Below are 18,922 nucleotides of genomic sequence, written 5' to 3'. Positions count from 1 at the left end.
CCAGACCGGCAGCCCTCCCAGCACCGACCCACCCCAGGACGGCCCACCCGACGGGCCCGAGCCCTAACCCCACCCACAAGCCGAAAACCACCCGACCGGCAACACCGGCCGGGCCTTCGGCCCGCCCACCCACGCCATCACCGAACTCTTACGAACAAGAAGAAATGAGCCGAAGCGGACCACGGAGAGCACATCCACCTGGGATCGCTCCGGATCATCGAATGACCAGTGCGTCGTCCGGTGGTTGGGTGATGGTCCATCCAGTCGGGTGCACCAGCGCAGGCAACAGCCGGACTCCCCAGGGCAGCTGGGCGCCGTCCAGGGTGACGTCGATGGTCCGGGTGCCGGCCTGGTCCACAGCGGCGAGCCGAGACAGCTCGTGGGCCTCCGCGGCAGCCCGCGGCGGTACGGTTCCCGGCCGCGCGAACAGAATCAGATCTCCGGCCGGACCGGTGGTGTGCACCTGTACCCGTAGGGTGCGCCGCCGCCAGCCGGACCTGCTCACGGTGTAGGTGACGGTCGGCTGGACGGCCGGAGCCTGCGGCGGCGTGGGGCCGGTGGACGAACCCGCCGTCGGGCCCGACGGCGGGTTCGTCTGCGCCTCCGACGCGTGCTCCGGCACCGGGCGGAGGGGGCCGGTGGCCAGGGGCTGCGGGTAGGTGCCCGTCGCCGCGGGCAACGGCACAGCACCCGTCGCCGCAGGCAACGGATAGCCCCCGGTGCGGGGCTGGGTCGGCCCACCCGGCGGCTGCATCGTGATCGGGTCGGCGACGGTACCAACCACCGGCCGGCCCGAGACCACGCCAGCCGAGACCACGCCAGCCGAGCCTCCCGGGCTGCTCCCGGACGCCGCCGGCATCGGGGGTGGATCAGGACGCGTCGCGGGGCGCGCCAGCACCGAGACGCCGGCCGCGACCACCCGGGCCACGCCCCCCGACCGGTACACCGGGTAGCAGGCCACGTGGTAAGCCCACCCGTCCCGCGGCGCGGCGAGATGCCAGCCGCCCTTGATCTCCAGACTGGTATTGGTGACCTTGGCGCTCGCGGCGTAGGGATCATCCGGTCCGGTCGGCGGTTGGTCACGGCGCCAGAGCACCCGCGCCTCGGTGACCCCCGGTGGCAGCTGGAAGGACAGCACGATCGAGTCGCCTCGATCGTCGGCGCGCAGATCCCGCACGGGTTCGATGGCGAGGTGACACACGGCCCGGCCGACGACGGCCGTCCCGCCATGGACCGTCAGCGGCGTGTAGATGACCTCGCCGACCTGTGCCACCTCGCTGACCTGCCCGGAACGGCTCAGCCCCACAAGACGTGACGAATCGGGGATGGCGGCGAGCGACACGTCGCAGCCTTCCGGCCCGATGCCGATCATCGGCAGGGGCCCCGACCCCGGGTAGGGCCACGGGCCGGTGCTGGTCGCGTGAGCGGTGCTGGTCACGTGGGTGATGGCGGCGGGGACGGCCGGCGGCTGCGGCACCGGGGTCGCGTAGATCCGCACCTCCCAGCCGGGCGGCGGCGTCCAGCGCAACGTGGTCCGCCCGGCGGCGGTGGCCGCCGTGAGGTCATGGACGGGCCGCGGGCGGGCGGCCACCTCCAGCGTCACCTCGGCTCCGGGGGTCCGGGCCGGGTGTCCCCGCGCGTCCTGGTACTCGACGAAGACGTGGTAACGATAGGTCACGCCGACGACGACATCGGTGTCGTGGAAGAGGCCGCCGGTGCCCCGCGCCCGCCGGGGCGGCTGGCTGACCGCGGCGGGCGGTGCCACCGTCCGCTCCACTGTCACGGCGGCCAGCGCCCCGCCGAGGCTCCAGTCCAGGCGGATCCCGGCGGCGGTGCGCTCGGCCCGCAGGTCGGTGATGTCCCGGGTGAAGACGAGCGGGGCGGTCTCCACCGGCGTGGAACGGCGCTCACCGCAGAGGGCAGTCACCTCGTATCGCACCGGAGTCCAGGCGGGAGCGCCGGCATCGCACAGCTCCGTCGAGCGGGTGGTACCGAGGCTGCTCCGCCCCGGGGCCACCCCCTGGCCGTCGCCAGCTTCCACGGGCACGACGCGTTCCACCCGGTAGGAGACCGGGCCCCCGACCGAGGGCGAAGCGCGCCACCACAGCTGCACCGAACCGTCGGGGCCCGGCACCGCGGTCAGGTCGGACGGCGGGGAGAGCGGCAGAGCCGCCATCGCCGCGAGCGCCTCCCGGTTGTCCGCCGCCGTCGCGAGGACCGCGGCGAGGGCGGCCTCCTGGTCCTCGGGTGGTAGCGCGCGCGCCGCCTCGACCCGCCGGCGGATCACCGCCTGGGCGGCAATGAGCTCGGCCAGCACCTCGGCCGGTTTCCGGCCGTCGGGGCCGGGGACGTCGGCGGCCTGTGCCGCGAGCCACCGGGCATCGGCAAGCGCCGCATCCGCCCGGCACGCCGCGCGGGCCTCGGTGAGTGCCCGCCAACCGGCGTCCGCGGCGCCCAGCGCGGCGGAGACCCGGGCTCCCAGTTCCTCCGCCGTCCCGGCGACCGGTCCACCGACGGCGGCCAGCACCGGATGGGCGGTCGTGAGGATCTCGCCGGCCTGGCGGGGATGACCGCCCTCCAGGGCGCGACGCACCGCGACGAGCGCATCGGCCGCCTCCCTGGCCTGGCGCAGGCTGTGCCCGCAGTGCCGGCAGACGACCGCCGCCGCCTCGGTCATCGATCCGCAGGACGGGCAGGTGGTGTAGAGGTCGGTGTCGCAGTACCGGCAGTGCCGCACGGACCCGGCCGCCTCCGGCCGGCCGCATCCCGGGCATACCACGTAGTCGACGACCCCGCCGACGTTCACCGCGGCGCCGAGCTCCCGAGCCGCCTCCAGGACGACGGACTTCGCCTGAGCCGCGGTCAGTCCGCGCCCGGTCGCGAGCGCCGCCCGGACGAGACCCTCGAAGGCGACCGCGGTGAGCTCGCCGTCGAGCACGACGTGTTCCTCGACCGCGGGCCGCAGCTCGTCCACGGCGTCCGCCATCAGCCCAACGGTGTACGCGGCGGGGTCGCCCTCGATCAACCGGGCGGAGACGAGGGCGAGCAGGTCCGCGGTGACCGTCTTCTCCCGGTCATGGGGACGGTGATGGTTGCCCGCCACCATCGCGGCGTACGCGGCCCGCAGCCGCTCCGGTGAGGCGTCCGGGGCCAGCCCCAGGAAGGCCCACAGCGACGCCGTCGAGACCCGGTCCCCGCCGCGCAGGGCGCGCAGCTCGCCGAGCCGTTCGGAGATCTGCCGGCGGACCTCGGCCGGCAGCGGTTCGACGCCCCCGCCGACGGCGTCGATGATGATCTGCTCCCGGCTCAGGCGGGCGTCGAACTCCTCGACCGTCACCCCCGCGGCGACGGCGAGGCGGCGCAGGCCGTCCACCCGGGATGCCGGGATGCCGCCGAAACGCTCCCGGACGGTGGCGAGATAGCCGTCGACCTTGGCGAGACGCTCGGCGTCACCGCTACGCCGGGCTGCCAGCACCCGGGCGCGGACCCGTTCCCGGGAGTCCGTGTCCCGCAGCGGCTCCTCCCATTCCGCCCGCCGACGGACAAGCTCGGCGGCGAGGGTCGCGTACTTCGCCGAGTTGCGTTCCCGCTGCAGGAAGGCGAGCACCCGCACCAGGTGCGCCCCGACGTCGGAGTCGGTGTACGCCACCGTCGGATCGAGACCCGCGAGGAGGAACGGGTCGGCGGTGTCCAGGGAGGCGCGGGCCCGCAGCGGCGCCAGCACCCGCTGGCGATAGCCGCTGCCGTCGAACGCCGCGCTCACCGATCCACCTTCGTCCCACGTGCCCACCGTGCCCACCGTGCCCGCCATGCCCGCCGGGAACCGGCCGGCGGCCCGTCGTCAGGCGCCGATCGTGGAGCGGCCGTCGACCACTCCACACCTGAGAGTACGAAGCCGCGCCTCGGCGCGGGCCGCGGACGCCAGGTTGGCGCCGCCCGCACGCACTGCGCGCACCCACGTCCCCGCGAGGCCTGTAGGGTGCTCCACCGGACGCGGTGCCTGGTCAGGCTGAACCCTATCCACTCCGGCGTCGGCCGCCGCGGGCCGGAACACTCGTGCGGGAACACTCGTGGGGGAGGCCGAATGGCCCGGCACCGGCATCGATCCACGGCGAGGTCCGATCCGCCGCGGGGTCCGATCCGCCGCGGGGTCTCAGTCCCGCTGCTTGAGCAGGCTGACCTTCGCCGACTCGACGGCCCGCATCTCCTCCGAGCCGACCCCGGCGCGCACCTCGAGCACCAAGGGGGTGGCCGCGCCCTCGTGCGAGGCGGTGACCTGGATCGTCTGGTCCCCGCCCATCGTGAAGGTCACCTCAACGGGGGTGCCCAACGGGTGGCCAGGCGGAATCCCGCTGATGGAGCCGGTGACGATCACCTTGTTGTCGTCGATCGCCGTGGACTCGGCGGTGGTGCCCTGCTCGAAGACCCGGATGTCCACCTCGGCCTGATCGTCGACGACGGTGTAGAAGGTCCGGGTGACGGCGATAGGCAGCGGGTCGTTCTGGTGGGCGAGGAAGGCCGCGACCGGTGTGCCCCGGTCCTCGGCGAAGATCCCGAAGCCACGTGACGTGACGTTCGTCACTTTCGTGCGGACGAGATCGACCACGGAGGCGGTCGAGAGTCCCGCCTCCTCGGCGCTGGCTGCGGCCGCCTTCTCCACGTCCACGGCGTCGGCTGCGGCGAGTTCCTGGTCGGGACGTAGATGCCCGCTGGCGACCAGGTCCGCGTGGACCTCGCGCTCCAGTGCCTTCTTCTGCCCGTACACCGCGGCGCCCTTGGCGACGGCGAGATCGGGATCGGCAAGCCGAGAGGTGAGCCCGAAGGACTCCTGCAGCCGGCGGGCCACCGCCGGTGTCTTGCTCATGCCCCCCACCAGCAGGCACAAGTCGATCTTCTCGACACCCTTCTCCCGGGCTCGCGCCAGCACCGAGCCGGTCAGGTCGATGGTGCGCCGCAGCAGCGGGCCGGTGATCTCCTCGAAGACGGTCCGGGTCACCGGCACGCTTGTGCGCCTGCCGTTGTGCACGACCAGCACGTCGACGCTGTCCCGGCCGGACAACGCCAGCTTCGCGTCCTCGGCCGCGGCCAGCAGCTCCTGCTCGTCGTAGACGTCGTCGAGCGGGTCGCCCGCGTCGGGCTGCGCCTCGGTGAACTTCTGCGCCAGGTAGCGGACGAGTTCGTTGTCCCAGTCCGCACCGCCCAGCTCGTGGTCGCCATCCGTGGCGACCACGGTGATCGCGCCCTCGCTCAGCCTGATGACCGTGGTGTCGAACGTGCCACCGCCGAGGTCGTAGACCAGCACGGTCGACTCCTCGGCCCCGTCCTGGCCGAATCCGTAGGCGAAGGCGGCGGCGGTCGGCTCGTTGATGATGTCGACCACGTTGAGGCCGGCGAGCTCGCCGGCCAGCTTCGTCGCCTTGCGCTCCTCGTCACCGAAGTACGCGGGCACGGTGATCACTACATCGGTGACCGGGACACTGGTCGCGCGTTCGGCATCCGCGGCGAGCGCCTTGAGCACCAGGCTCGACACCGCGGCGGCGCTGTACTCCTCGTCATGCGCCACGAACCGCCAGTCCGACGCGCCCATGTGCCGCTTGACCAGCCGGGCGACGTCGTCGGGACGGATGCGAGCCTGGCGCTTGGCCTGGGTTCCCACCACGAAAGAGGTTGGGCCCTCCGCCCCAGTGTCGAACAGGACGACCGAAGGCGTCGTCGGCTGGGACTCGATGTTGCGGATCACTTCCGGTCGGCCGTACTCGTCGACCTGGGCAATGCAGGAGTAGGTCGTGCCCAGGTCGATCCCGAACACCTTGGTGCCTGCCACCGTCTAATTCTTCCCTTCACAAGCCTCGTACCTCCGCGGCTCAGCGCGATCGGTAGACCTCGGTCTCCGCCGGTCGGACGACCGTGGTCTCGCCGCGGACGAAACCCGGACGAACGGTACGAGCGATCGTCCCGTCCCGTCCCGGGTCGTCCGTCGGCACCCGACGCACCCCCAGGTGCCGCGCCGGGTCGAAGGTCCCGCCCGGCACCGCCGTGTACGGGCGGACGTCCACAGCGACATCGAGCACCTGGAGCAGCTGCTTACGCAGGATGCCGGCGACACTCTGCGGATCGTCGGCCCCCAGGCTACCCATTTGATCATGAAGTCGAATCAACCCCCGCAGAAGGGGGGCCATGGCTTCGGTAAGCTCACCACTACGTAGCCGGGCATTCTCGGCATGCAATCGGTCCACGAGTTGGGTATCGTGACGCCGTAGCCGGGCCAGTTCGTCAACGCGGCTCGCGAGGCGTTCCAGCGCCACCGCCTGGACAGCACCGATCGAACCCACCAGATCCGTCCCGCCGCCGTCAGGGCCCGGACGGTCCACGGGGCAGTCCTGATCCGCCGAACCGTCCTGAGGAACCTGATCATCCTGAGCCGCGGTGCCGCCATGGTCGACCGGGCCGCGCTCCGCATCCCGTTGATCCGGGCCCGTCGGAGACCGTGTCGGCGTCGCCGGTCCGGCGTGCTCGGCGCGCTCGGATGCCACGGCCGACTCCGGCTCGTCGGGCCGGACCTCGTCGGGCCGGACCTCGTCGGGCCGGACCTCATCAGGCCAGACCTCATCAGGCCAGACCTCATCAGGCCGGACCTCATCAGGCCGGACCTCATCAGGCCGGACCTCATCAGGGCCACCCGCCCCGCGGTCCCCGGCCTCGGGACCGGTCTCGCGCCACTCAGCCTCCGGCAGGTCATCGGCCTCGCGCGGATCGGTCGCCTCGTACGCGGGCGCGCCCCGAGAGCCCGCGACGGAGCGGTGCTCCTCCCGCGCCCCATACCCCGATCCGGCATGGTCCCCGTAGCCACTCGACCCGCCGTGGCTTGGCTGCGAGGGGGACCATGCCGGGGCGTTCCGTCCCGGGAACCGGTCCTCTCTCGGCGGATGGGCGTCCACCGGAACCTGCCCTCTCCGGCCCTGTTCCCAGCCGGCCGCCCGCGAAGGACCGGCGTACGCCGGGTCGGCCTGGCCCGGATCGGCGCCGGTCACCGGCCCGCCGCGATCATCGGCGGAGTATCGTCCGGGCCGCTCCCGGCCTCGCCCGGAAGCCGGGTCACGATCAGGATGAGATCGGTGCCCGGGGTAGGCCCGCTGGTCGCAGCTCGCACGGTCGGCGCGCGCCTGCTCGGGCGAGGGCTCGCGACGTGGCTGGAACATCGAGTATCGATCCTCCTCGCCGACGGGCGGCGGGACCGGATGGCTCATCGCGGACTACCGGCGTCACTTGCGGCCGGCAGTCCAGTTCAGGCCCCAGCCGTAGGCCTCGTCGAGCTCGCGGTGACCGCTGACGTAGCGGACCTCCCGGCTGACCTTGAAGTCGTTGCCGGTGTTGGTCAGCAGGGCGATGGCGCACATCCGGGCGCCACCGGCCTGCTCGTCCAGCCGGACCTCGATCGGGGCACCCTGCGCCGGAGTCAGGGTGACCACCGCGTCGGCCTGGTCGAACGAGGCCACCCCCTCGTAGATGAAGGCGAACACGAGGATGCGGCGGATCTGGGAGATGGCGGCGAGGTTCACGTACAGGTTCTCGCCACCGACCGCGGCGCCCGTGCGGTCGTCCGCGTCGAGGTTGATGAAGGGGGGATCCGTGAAGGAGCCGAACGCATCACCCAAGGCCTGGACCACACCCGCACGGCCGTCGGAGAGCTCGAACAACGCGGCGAGGTCGAGATCAATGCCGCCGCCCGCGGCGCCCAGCACCCGCTTGAGGAAGCCGCCCTTCTGCTGGCCGCCGCCCGGCTGCTGGTTCCAGTTGAGGTTCACGTGCAGCCGCCCGCCACCACCCTGCTTGCTCAGCGAGACGGTCGGCGCGGATTTCGTCAGTGTCACCTTGCTCAGCGAGACCGGGCCGGAACCGGCCGCCGGTGTGGCGGGACGTTTGCTGTAGTCGATGCCCATGATCCGCTCCCTCGCGGTAGCTGGGTGTCATCCATGATCAGGTGATCATCGCCTGGCAGGATCGGACGCCAGTACCCGACGATGTCACATCCGCGGCGGCGCTCTCCAGACCGGCCACCCAGGCCCGGTGCGCCGGCCGGCTGTCGCCGCCCGGCGCACGGCCGCTACATCGGGGCGCCGACGGCCTCTCGTGGCTGCCCCGGGCCGCCCTCGTCCTCGCCCGGGACGGACCCGGCACCCGCCAAACCGCGCTCGGCGGACCGGTGGCGGATGGAGGACAGCAGCGACAGACCGATGAAGGCCACCCCGATGAGACCGGTGACGATCTCCGGAACCTCGGTCTCGATCGAGATGGCCAGGATGATGGCCAGCGCCCCGATCGCATAGTGGGCACCGTGCTCGAGGTAGATGTACTCGCCGAGAGTGCCCCGCCGGACCAGGTAGACGGTCAGGGACCGGATGTACATCGCGCCGATCCCGAGACCGGCCGCGATGACGAAGATGTTCTGGGAGATCGCGAAGGCGCCGACGACTCCGTCGAACGAGAACGACGCGTCGATGACCTCGAGGTAGAGGAAGAGGAACGCGGCGGCCTTGCCGGTGGCGAGCACCAACTTCGGCGGGCCGCCGGTACCGTTCGACCGGACCGGGGCCAAGCCTGCCGACTCGGCGACGGAATCGTCGTCATCGTCCTCGGCGCCCACACCGCGGGCCTCGAAGAACTCGCCGAGTCCCCGCACGCCCAGATAGGTCGCGAGCCCCGCCACCCCGGAGAGCAGCACCTGCTGCTGGTGGTCGCCGGCGAAGGCCTGGCCGACCACCAGCAGGGCGATGAGCCCAAGCACGATCGGAACCACATCGAGCTGGCCCGCCCTGCGCAGCGGCTCCTCCAGCTTCTTGATCCACTGGATCTCCCGTTCGGGGTCGAACAGGAAGTCCAGGAACAGCATGAACAGGAAGATCCCGCCGAACGCGGCGATGGCCGGATGCGCGTCACCCAGTTTCTCCGCGTACCGGGCACCGTCGTTCAGCGCCAGGTCGAAGACCTCGAGCGGACCGAGATGCGCGGTCAGCGCCACGATGGCGATCGGGAAGATCAGACGCATGCCAAACACCGCGATCAGGATGCCGAGCGTCAGGAAGATCCTCTGCCAGAACTGGCTCATCCGGCCGAGGATCGTCGCGTTGATGACGGCGTTGTCGAAGGACAAACTGATCTCGAGCACCGCGAGGATCGCGACGAGCGCCGCGTTCCTGGGGCCACCGATCACCCCCGCCGCGGCCACCCCGATAACGGTGATCGCCAAGGACCATCCGAAGATTCGCAAGGCGTGCACGCCTACCAACACCCTCCCGGACCGGTCGCCAGACCCCGGCCGCGCCGCGCGGGCGGATCCGCGGTCCGTCGGATCCCGCATCGCTCAAGCATCGCCGGAGACCGCGTCGTCCCGCGGCCTGCTGGCCCGGTGCGGCGGTCGTCGGCATCGTAACTGCTCGTCTGGTGGGCACGACCTGACAAAAGTGCTACACCCGATGTGTATCGCTCTACCTGTACATGTCACCCACACACGACCGGACCCATAGCATCTGGTCATTACCGCGCCGGCCGGCGCGGTCGGACCCAGTGACCCGGTCGGACCCGGTCGGACCCAGTGACCCGGTCAGACCCAGTGACCCGGTCAGACCCAGTGACCCGGTCGGACCCGGTCGCCTGACCGAGCCCGACTGCGCATCCGGGGTTCAGACGTTGACGCCGAAGTCGCGCGCGATCCCGGCCAGACCCGAGGCGTAGCCCTGTCCGACGGCTCGGAACTTCCAGTCCGCGCCGTGCCGGTAGACCTCGCCGAACACCATGGCCGTCTCGGTGGAGGCGTCCTCGGTGAGGTCATAGCGGGCGATCTCGCTGCCGCCGGCGCCGTTGACGATCCGGATGAAGGCGTTGCGGACCTGGCCGAAGTTCTGCTGCCGCGAGTCCGCGTCATAGATCGAAACCGGGAAGACGATCTTGTCAATCTCCGCCGGCAGGGATGTGAGGTTCACCGTGATGGCCTCGTCGTCGCCCTCACCCTCGCCGGTCAGGTTGTCGCCCTGGTGCTCGATCGCACCGTCGGGGCTCTTGAGGTTGTTGAAGAAGACGAAGTGCCCGTCCGACACGACCTTGCCGTCGGCCCGGCACGCGATGGCGCTCGCGTCCAGGTCGAAGTCCGCGCCGGTTGTGCTCCGAACGTCCCAGCCGAGCCCGACCAGGATGTTGGTGAGTCCGGGCGCCTCCTTGGTCAGCGACACGTTGCCGCCCTTGCTGAGGCTGACTCCCACTGCTCCTCCTGCTGTGCGTTGTTCGAAAGGGCTGCCGTTCAGATGTTGCTGCCGTTCAGATGTTGCTGCCGTTCAGATGTTTCGGGGGCCGCTCGAGCGGCCCCCGCGGAAGCCGGCGACCCGGGGCGAGGTGCGCCCCGGGTGTCCCCGGGTGTCCCCGGGCGCCGGCAGCCTACTGCGCGGCGTGAACGCCACAGTGACTCTCCGCCCACGAAGGCCACGTGGCCGGAGTACTGTGCCCTGCGGGACGAACGAGTGGGCCACGAGGTTCCCGCAGCCGGTGCCACACCGCCCCGTAGCCGCGCCGGCTGCGCCCGAATCGTCCCGGTGCCGCCCGCCCGCCACGATCGGGCCACCCCTTTACGCGCCGGCAACCGCGGCGGAACACCACCCGAGCCACCCCGACCCCATCACACAACATCACCACAATGATTCCGGAATGCGCCGGGCGTCCGCCGCCGGGACCCCGGTGACGCTCCGACCTCGACCCCGCACCCGGAGCACCGCAACAGAGGAGGTTCGGACGTTCGACAGGGCCGCAACTGGGGAACATTGCCTTCAGCGCGGGCCATCCGGGCGGGACGGACCGACCCATCCCAACGACAACAATCGCCCATGCGATGGTCGCGGGCAGTTCACACAGAGGTGTCGCCAATCGCCACGTACAGGGCGGACCATTGAGGTGTGGTTCGTCTGGATAAGGTCGTCATGATGATCGGACGTTCAGTAGGCCGGGTTGTCGTCTCCGATGTGACACCGACCGTCTCGTGTGGCCAGTGGCCGGCGCGGGCGGTCGCGGGCGAAATTCTCACCGTCGGTGCAACGGTGTTCCGCGAGGGTCATGACCTCATCGGCGCGAACGTCGTGCTGTCAGGTCCCGACGGGCAGGGAACTCCGTTCATCCGGATGCGCTCCGCCGGCCCCGGTACCGACCGTTATGAGGCGGAGATCACCGCCGGGACCGAAGGCCTGTGGGGATATCGGGTCGAGGCGTGGGCCGATCCGGTCGCCACCTGGCGGCACGGTATTGCCCTCAAGGTCGGCGCGGGCCAGAGCACGGACGAACTCGCGGTGGACTTCGAGGACGGTGCGCGCCTGCTGCTGCGGGCCCTGCCCGCAGTCCCCGAACCGCGCCGGGCGGAGATCGCTCTCGCCGTGGCCGCGCTGCGCGACGACGACTGCACCGACCCCCGCGACCGGATCGCCGCGGCCCTCGATCCCCGGCTGGTGAGCCTGCTGGACGCCTGTCCGCTGCGCGAACTGGTGACCCGCTCACCGCTGTACCGGCTGTGGGTGGATCGTCGGCGCGCCCTCTACGGCAGCTGGTACGAGATGTTCCCGCGCTCGGAGGGCGCGAGCCTCGACCCGCCCCGGTCCGGGACCTTCCTCACCGCGGCCGAACGCCTGCCCGCGGTCGCGGCGATGGGCTTCGACGTGGTGTACCTGCCGCCGATCCATCCGATCGGCGAGGTCAACCGCAAGGGTCCCAACAACACCCTCACCCCCGGTCCGACGGACCCCGGCTCGCCGTGGGCCATCGGCAGCGAACACGGCGGCCACGACGCCGTGCATCCCGACCTCGGCACGATCGACGACTTCGACCTGTTCGTCGCCCGGGCACGCTCGCTGGGCATGGAGATCGCGCTGGACCTCGCCCTGCAGTGCGCGCCGGACCATCCATGGGCGAAGCATCACCCGGAGTGGTTCGTCGTGCGTAGTGACGGCTCCATCGCCTACGCGGAGAATCCGCCGAAGAAGTACCAGGACATCTATCCGCTGAACTTCGACGCCGACCCGACCGGGCTCTATCAGGAGATTCTGCGCGTCGTCCGGTACTGGACTGCACACGGAGTACGAATCTTCCGTGTCGATAATCCGCATACAAAGCCCGTCGAGTTCTGGGAATGGCTCATCGCCCAGGTGAAGTCGACCGAACCAGATGTGCTCTTCCTCGCGGAGGCATTCACCCGGCCGGCGATGATGCACACGCTCGCCAAGGTCGGTTTCACCCAGTCATATACCTATTTCACCTGGCGCAACACGAAGTGGGAGCTCGAGAAGTACGCGCGCGAACTGGTGTCGGCCGCGCACTACATGCGGCCGAACTTCTTCGTCAACACCCCGGACATCCTGCCGGAGTACCTGCAGCACGGCGGCCCGGCGGCGTTCCGGATCCGGGCGGTGCTCGCTGCGACGCTGTCACCGACCTGGGGCGTCTACTCCGGGTACGAGTTGCGCGAGAACACCCCGGTCCGACCGGGCAGCGAGGAGTACCTGGACTCCGAGAAGTACCAGTACCGGCCACGCGACTGGGCCGCGGCGGAGCGTGCGGGCCAGTCGCTCGCGCCGTACCTGACCAGACTCAACCAGATCCGCCGTGCCCACCCCGCCCTGCAGTGGTTGCGCAACCTGCACTTCCACCATGCCGACGGGGACGAGATCATGGTCTTCTCCAAGCGGGTGGACTCCCTGCGGGCGGACGGCACGGATCCCGGGGACACGGCCGCCGCCGACACCGTGCTCATCGTCGTCAACCTCGACCCGCACGCTCCCCGGGAGACCACCGTGCGGCTCGACATGCCGGCCCTCGGCCTCGGCTGGGAAGACTCCTTCGAGGTCACCGATGAGATCACTGGTGCCACCTACGCGTGGGGCAAGCAGAACTACGTGCGGCTGGACCCGGCGGTCGAGCCCGCGCACGTCTTCGCTGTGCGGGCCCGGTCGTGATGGATTCTGAGCCTCTCAGCGAACCGATCGGCGACCACNCCCCCGGCCCGGCCCCCGCCATGCCGGTCGGGGGGACTTTACGCGACCCACACTGGTTCAAGCGAGCCGTGTTCTACGAGGTGCTCATCCGCGGCTTCGCGGACTCCAACGGCGACGGCACGGGGGACATTCGCGGCCTGATCTCCAGGCTCGACTACCTGGAGTGGCTCGGTGTCGACTGTCTGTGGCTGCTACCGATCTACTCCTCGCCGTTGCGTGACGGCGGCTACGACATCAGTGACTACTTTCAGATCCTGCCGGAATTCGGTGACCTCGGCGACTTCGTTAGCCTGGTTGACGAGGCCCACCGCCGGGGCATCCGGATCATCGCGGATCTGGTGATGAACCACACCTCGGACGCCCATCCCTGGTTCCAGGCGTCCCGCTCCGACCCCGACGGGCCGTTCGGGGACTTCTACGTCTGGTCCGACAGCGACGAGCTGTACCCGGACGCCCGGATCATCTTCGTGGACACCGAGAAGTCGAACTGGTCGTGGGATCCGGTCCGCGGTCAGTACTACTGGCACCGTTTCTTCTCCCACCAGCCCGACCTGAACTATGACAACCCCGAGGTCCAGGAGGCGATGCTGGAGGTTCTGCGCTTCTGGCTCGATCTCGGCATCGACGGGTTCCGGCTCGACGCGGTCCCCTACCTCTATGTCCGGGAGAACACCAACGGCGAGAACCTGCCGGAGACCCACGAGTACCTCAAGCGGGTCCGCAAGGAGGTCGACGCCAAGTACGCCGACCGGGTGCTGCTCGCCGAGGCAAACCAGTGGCCCTCCGACGTCGTCGAGTACTTCGGCAACGACGACGAGTGCCACATGGCGTTCCACTTCCCGTTGATGCCGCGCATCTTCATGGCGGTCCGGCGGGAGTCCCGCTACCCAATCTCGGAAATTCTTGCTCAGACACCCCAGATCCCGCCGAACTGCCAGTGGGGCATCTTCCTGCGCAACCACGACGAGCTGACGCTCGAAATGGTGACCGACGAGGAACGGGACTACATGTGGGCCGAATACGCGAAAGATCCGCGTATGAAAGCCAACATCGGCATTCGTCGCCGGCTGGCGCCGCTGCTGGACAACAGCCGTGACCAGATGGAGCTGTTCACCGCGCTCCTGCTCTCGCTGCCCGGCTCGCCAGTGCTGTACTACGGCGACGAGATCGGGATGGGCGACAACATCTACCTGGGTGACCGGGACAGCGTCCGGACTCCGATGCAGTGGTCACCGGATCGTAACGCCGGTTTCTCCACCGCGGACCCGGCCCGACTGTACCTTCCCCTGATCATGGATCCGGTCTACGGTTATCAGGCCCTGAACGTCGAGGCCGGACAGCGCATGCCGACCTCGTTCCTGGCCTGGACCAAGCGGATGATCGAGGTACGCAAGCGTCATCCGGTCTTCGGGCTCGGCGACTACACCGAGCTCGGCGCGTCCAATCCCTCGATCTTCGCCTTCGTCCGCGAGTTCGGCGACGACCGGGTCCTGTGCGTCGCGAATCTGTCCCGCTTCGCCCAGCCGGTGGAGCTCGATCTGCGTCGTTTCGAGGGAATGGTTCCGGTGGAGCTGCTCGGCCGGGTGCACTTCCCGCCGATCGGCGAGCTTCCCTACCTGCTGACACTGCCAGGTCACGGACATTACTGGTTCGCGGTGACCAGACCGGGGGAATTCACCCCCTAGCCGCGTTGGGCGGACCGGGGCAACGGAGGCCGTCGGGGCAGTCGGGCAAGGAACAGCCAAGGAGCACTGGAACCGCCTGAACGACGTGCGGCCCGGCCCGGGTCGGGCAAAAGGCTGCTATGGAGGCAGTGGACGTTAGGTTAGCTGGCATAATGATCGTTGAGGACGGGCACCGGGAGGTCGATGATGGGTGACCACCACGCGGAACTGACCGGCCTGTTGCGCGAGTGGCTCCCCCGGCAGCGCTGGTTCGCCGGGAAGGGCAGATCCGGGGGCGGCCTGCGGATCCGTCACGACGTCATGGTCTTCGAACCGCTACGGCTGCTCGTCGTTGACGTCGACTACGACCACGGTCCGTCGGACCATTACCAGGTTCCGGTGGTCATCCGCTCGGACGCGCCCTTCGGCCACGAGGGCTTCCTGATCGGCGAGAGTGCCGGCGGCCTGGTCTACGACGGCCTGCACGACCCCGATGGCAGCTCGGCCCTGCTGAGTTTCCTCCGCCGGTCGACACACCGCGACGGCCTCGTCGCCGAGGCGCTGGAACCACTGGACATCCTGCCCGCCCACGCCGTCGGCGCCGAGCAGTCCAACACCTCGATCGTCTACGGCGACGCCTACATCCTCAAGGTGTTCCGGCGGCTCTGGCCGGGCGTCAACCCCGATCTGGAGGTGACCCGGGCGCTGGCGGAGGCGGGCAGCACACACGTGGCCCGCCCCGTCGCCTGGTACTCCGGCCGTGTCGACGGGATACCGACCACCTTCGGATTCCTCCAGGAGTACCTGCGCAGCGGTACCGAGGGCTGGCGACTGGCGCTGGCCAGCGTGCGCGACCTGTACGCCGAGGCCGACCTGCACGCCGACGAGGTCGGCGGCGACTTCGCCGCGGAGGCCGAGCGGCTGGGTACCGCCACCGCCGAGGTGCACGCCGACCTCGCCCGGACGCTGCCGACGAGGCCCGCGACCGCCGATGCCCTGCGCTCCCTGGTGACCTACCTGCATGGCCGGCTGGATGCGGCGGTCGAGGCCGTCGCCGAGCTGCGTCCCTTCGAGGCGGCGATCCGCAAGAGCTACGACGAGGTGACGGGGGCGTCGGCGCAGGCCGTCCATCCCCGGCCCTTCCAACGGCTACACGGCGATCTGCACCTGGGTCAGGTCCTGCGGGTCGACTCGGGCTGGGTGCTGTTCGACTTCGAGGGGGAGCCAGTCCGCCCGGTCGCCGACCGTGTGGGGCTGGAATCGCCGCTGCGCGACGTCGCCGGGATGCTGCGCTCGTTCGACTACGCGGCCCGGTCGATGCTGCTCGAACGCGGTGACGAGCCGTCGTTGGCCTACCGCGCCCAGGAGTGGGCAGATCGCAACCGGGAGGCGTTCTGCCGGGGCTACGGTGCCGCGGCCGGCCGCGATCCTCGTGCGGATGCCGTGGTGCTGCGTGCGTTCGAGCTCGACAAGGCCGTGTACGAGATCCTGTACGAGGCCCGCCACCGACCGGGGTGGATCGGGATCCCGCTGTCCTCGGTGGAACGACTGACCCGGTCCAGCCCGTCGGCGGGGTAAGCCACGGCCCGGCCCGGGCCGTGGCGGCCGCCCGGCAGCGGTGCCGGCACCCGGACGCGGATCAGGCAGAAGACCCGACAGAAGACCCGACAGAAGACCCGAAAAATCACCGCGCAGAGAGGCAGGGGTGTCCCAGTGAACAACGGCGACGTCAACAACGGCACGGCGCGGACGGGACGCCTGGCCACCGGGCTCGCCCCCGACCGACCGAACCCCCGAGGGGCGGCCACCGCCGTCCGCAACGGCGGTGGCCGGGTGGCGCTGGCGGACCGCGACGCATCGTCCGCCAGCGCCCAGCCTGGACAGACCGCCGACGATCCCGCCGTGCCATCGGCCCCACCATCGGCCCCACCATCGGCCCTGCCCGCAGACCCGCCCGCGGTTGCGCCCGCGGTCTCGGTCGACCTGCCCTACGACGACCTGGAGCGGTTGGTCAGCGGGGCGCATCACGACCCGCACGCGCTGCTCGGGGCGCACCCGCATCCCGGGAGCGACGCCACGGTCGTCCGGGTGCTGCGCCCCGATGCGAGGGCCGTGACCGTCCTCGTCGGGCCGGCCCGCTACCCGGCCACCCGGCTGCACAGCGGCGGGGTGTTCGGAGTGGCCGTGCCGGGAATGCTGCCCGACTACCGCATCGAGGTGACCTACCCGGACGGCCCGTACCTCATCGACGACCCCTACCGGCACCTGCCCACCCTCGGTGAGATGGACCTCCATCTGATCATCGAGGGCCGGCACGAACAGCTCTGGAAGGTGCTCGGGGCGCATCCGCGCGCGCTGACGACGCCGGGCGGCGCCACAGTCACCGGGGTCAGCTTCGCCGTGTGGGCCCCCTCCGCGCGGGGAGTGCGGCTCGTCGGCGATTTCGACTTCTGGGACGGGCGTGCCTTCCCGATGCGCTCGCTCGGCCGCTCCGGGATCTGGGAGCTGTTCGTCCCCGGCGCCGGCACCGGCGCCCGGTACAAGTACGAGATCCTCGGCTTCGACGGGATCTGGCGGCAGAAGGCGGATCCGCTGGCGTTCCACACCGAGGTGCCGCCGGCCACCGCGAGCGTGGTGTTCGCCTCCGACTTCACCTGGAACGACGGCGCGTGGCTCGACCGGCGGGCCCGGACGGCCTGGCGCACCGAGCCGGTGAGCGTCTACGAGGTCCACCTGGGCTCCTGGCGGCGCGGGTTGTCCTATCGGGAGCTCGCTGAGGAACTGACCGCGTACGTCGTCGAGAACGGCTTCACCCACGTGGAGATGCTGCCCGTGGCCGAGCATCCCTTCGGCGGCTCCTGGGGCTACCAGGTGTCGGCCTACTACGCCCCGACGGCCCGCTTCGGCAGCCCCGACGAGTTCCGCCACCTTGTGGACACGCTGCACCGCGCCGGCATCGGGGTGATCGTCGACTGGGTGCCGGCGCACTTCCCCCGGGACACCTGGGCGCTGGGCCGCTTCGACGGCACCCCCCTGTACGAACATCCCGATCCACGCCGCGGTGAACAGCCCGACTGGGGTACCTACGTCTTCGATCTGGGCCGCCCCGAGGTACGCAACTTCCTCGTGGCAAACGCCCTGTACTGGTTCGAGGAATTCCACATCGACGGGCTACGCGTCGACGCGGTCGCCTCGATGCTGTACCTCGACTACTCCCGGCCGGAGGGCGGCTGGCTGCCCAACATCCACGGCGGCCGGGAAAACCTCGACGCCGTCTCGTTCCTGCAGGAGACCAACGCCACCGTCTACCGCCGTTTCCCGGGCGCAATGATGATCGCGGAGGAGTCGACCGCGTGGCCCGGGGTCACCCGCCCCACCCACCTCGGCGGCCTGGGCTTCGGCTTCAAATGGAACATGGGGTGGATGCACGACACCCTCGACTACAACTCCCGGCTGCCGATCCACCGCATGTACCACCACCATCAGATGACCTTTTCGATGGTGTACGCCTACTCGGAGAACTTCATCCTGCCGTTCAGCCACGACGAGGTGGTCCACGGCAAAGGTTCACTGCTACGCAAGATGCCCGGCGACCGCTGGGCACAGCTCGCGAACCTGCGGGCGCTGCTCGCCTACATGTGGGCGCATCCCGGCAAGAAGCTGCTCTTCATGGGCTGCGAGTTCGCCCAGGACAACGAGTGGAACGAGTCCGCGTCCCTCGAATGGCCCCTGCTGGACGATCCCGCCCACGCCGGTGTCGCGGACCTCGTGCGCGACCTGAACGGTCTCTACCGGACGGTCCCGGCCCTGTACCAACACGACGCCGACCCGGCGGGCTTCTCCTGGATCGACGCGAACGACGCGGAGAACAACGTCTTCTCGTTCCTGCGGTGGTCGGGCGAGGACCCGGCGGGCGGCGTGCTGGCCTGCGTCACCAACTTCGCCGGCATCGGGCACGAGGGCTACCGCATCGGGCTGCCGTTCCCCGGCCGCTGGCGCGAGATACTCAACACCGACGGGTACCGCTACGGCGGCGGCAACATCGGCAATCTCGGCTCGGTCCAGGCTGTCGAGGAGCCGCATCACGGTCTCGACGCCTCAGCAACCCTGACGCTGCCGCCTCTCGGGGCCATCTGGCTCTCCCCCGCCTAGTGCCTTCCCCCGCACGGCGGCTTCGCCGCAGTGCGGGGACCCCTGGCCCAGGGCGCCGTACGGGGCCTCCGTCAGCTCGCCTTC

Annotated in this window: 10 protein-coding genes; 4 read left to right on the top strand and 6 right to left on the bottom strand. The window is 70.3% G+C overall.

All coding sequences use genetic code 11. From position 1 onward, the window contains the following. Positions 1 to 214: 214 nt before the first annotated feature. From BMG523DRAFT_RS13790 to BMG523DRAFT_RS13765, 6 genes are all read right to left on the bottom strand, one after another. Positions 215 to 3,763, bottom strand: a complete 3,549-nt coding sequence (locus BMG523DRAFT_RS13790) for a hypothetical protein (RefSeq protein ID WP_043591326.1) — start codon at positions 3,761 to 3,763, stop codon at positions 215 to 217. A 390-nt stretch (positions 3,764 to 4,153) separates the two neighbouring features. After that, positions 4,154 to 5,824 (bottom strand): Hsp70 family protein, encoded by a 1,671-nt coding sequence (locus BMG523DRAFT_RS13785; RefSeq protein WP_043591322.1) that lies wholly within the window; start codon positions 5,822 to 5,824, stop codon positions 4,154 to 4,156. Between the two features lie 40 nt (positions 5,825 to 5,864). After that, entirely contained in the window at positions 5,865 to 7,199 is a 1,335-nt protein-coding gene (locus BMG523DRAFT_RS26515) for a hypothetical protein (protein WP_235463139.1), read from the bottom strand. Between the two features lie 63 nt (positions 7,200 to 7,262). Next, on the bottom strand, positions 7,263 to 7,940 hold the full coding sequence (locus BMG523DRAFT_RS13775) for a tellurium resistance protein TerA (RefSeq protein WP_011438051.1): 678 nt from the start codon (positions 7,938 to 7,940) through the stop codon (positions 7,263 to 7,265). Positions 7,941 to 8,104: 164 nt separating this feature from the next. Then, complete coding sequence (locus BMG523DRAFT_RS13770; RefSeq protein WP_011438052.1) at positions 8,105 to 9,277, bottom strand: DUF475 domain-containing protein; 1,173 nt, start codon at positions 9,275 to 9,277, stop codon at positions 8,105 to 8,107. A gap of 403 nt (positions 9,278 to 9,680) precedes the next feature. After that, positions 9,681 to 10,256 carry a TerD family protein gene (locus tag BMG523DRAFT_RS13765; protein WP_011438053.1) on the bottom strand — a complete coding sequence of 192 codons (576 nt, stop codon included), beginning with the start codon at positions 10,254 to 10,256 and terminating at the stop codon, positions 9,681 to 9,683. A gap of 708 nt (positions 10,257 to 10,964) precedes the next feature. Between BMG523DRAFT_RS13765 and BMG523DRAFT_RS13760 the strand changes: the two genes are divergently transcribed. From BMG523DRAFT_RS13760 to glgB, 4 genes are all read left to right on the top strand, one after another. After that, positions 10,965 to 12,983: an alpha-1,4-glucan--maltose-1-phosphate maltosyltransferase gene (locus BMG523DRAFT_RS13760; RefSeq protein WP_035912008.1), complete on the top strand. Its 2,019-nt coding sequence runs from the start codon at positions 10,965 to 10,967 to the stop codon at positions 12,981 to 12,983. 59 nt (positions 12,984 to 13,042) lie between these two features. Continuing rightward, the gene (gene treS, locus BMG523DRAFT_RS13755) at positions 13,043 to 14,707 is read left to right on the top strand and encodes a maltose alpha-D-glucosyltransferase (RefSeq protein WP_049761123.1); all 1,665 of its coding nucleotides are present in this window, start codon (positions 13,043 to 13,045) and stop codon (positions 14,705 to 14,707) included. Between the two features lie 186 nt (positions 14,708 to 14,893). Beyond that, positions 14,894 to 16,264, top strand: a complete 1,371-nt coding sequence (locus tag BMG523DRAFT_RS13750; protein ID WP_043591317.1) for an aminoglycoside phosphotransferase — start codon at positions 14,894 to 14,896, stop codon at positions 16,262 to 16,264. Positions 16,265 to 16,399: 135 nt separating this feature from the next. Further along, the gene (gene glgB / locus BMG523DRAFT_RS13745) at positions 16,400 to 18,838 is read left to right on the top strand and encodes a 1,4-alpha-glucan branching protein GlgB (RefSeq protein ID WP_011438057.1); all 2,439 of its coding nucleotides are present in this window, start codon (positions 16,400 to 16,402) and stop codon (positions 18,836 to 18,838) included. Positions 18,839 to 18,922 lie beyond the last annotated feature (84 nt).

The organism is Frankia sp. BMG5.23 (assembly GCF_000685765.2).
Taxonomy (GTDB): domain Bacteria; phylum Actinomycetota; class Actinomycetes; order Frankiales; family Frankiaceae; genus Frankia; species Frankia casuarinae.
This window is presented reverse-complemented; position numbering and strand designations above follow the sequence as displayed.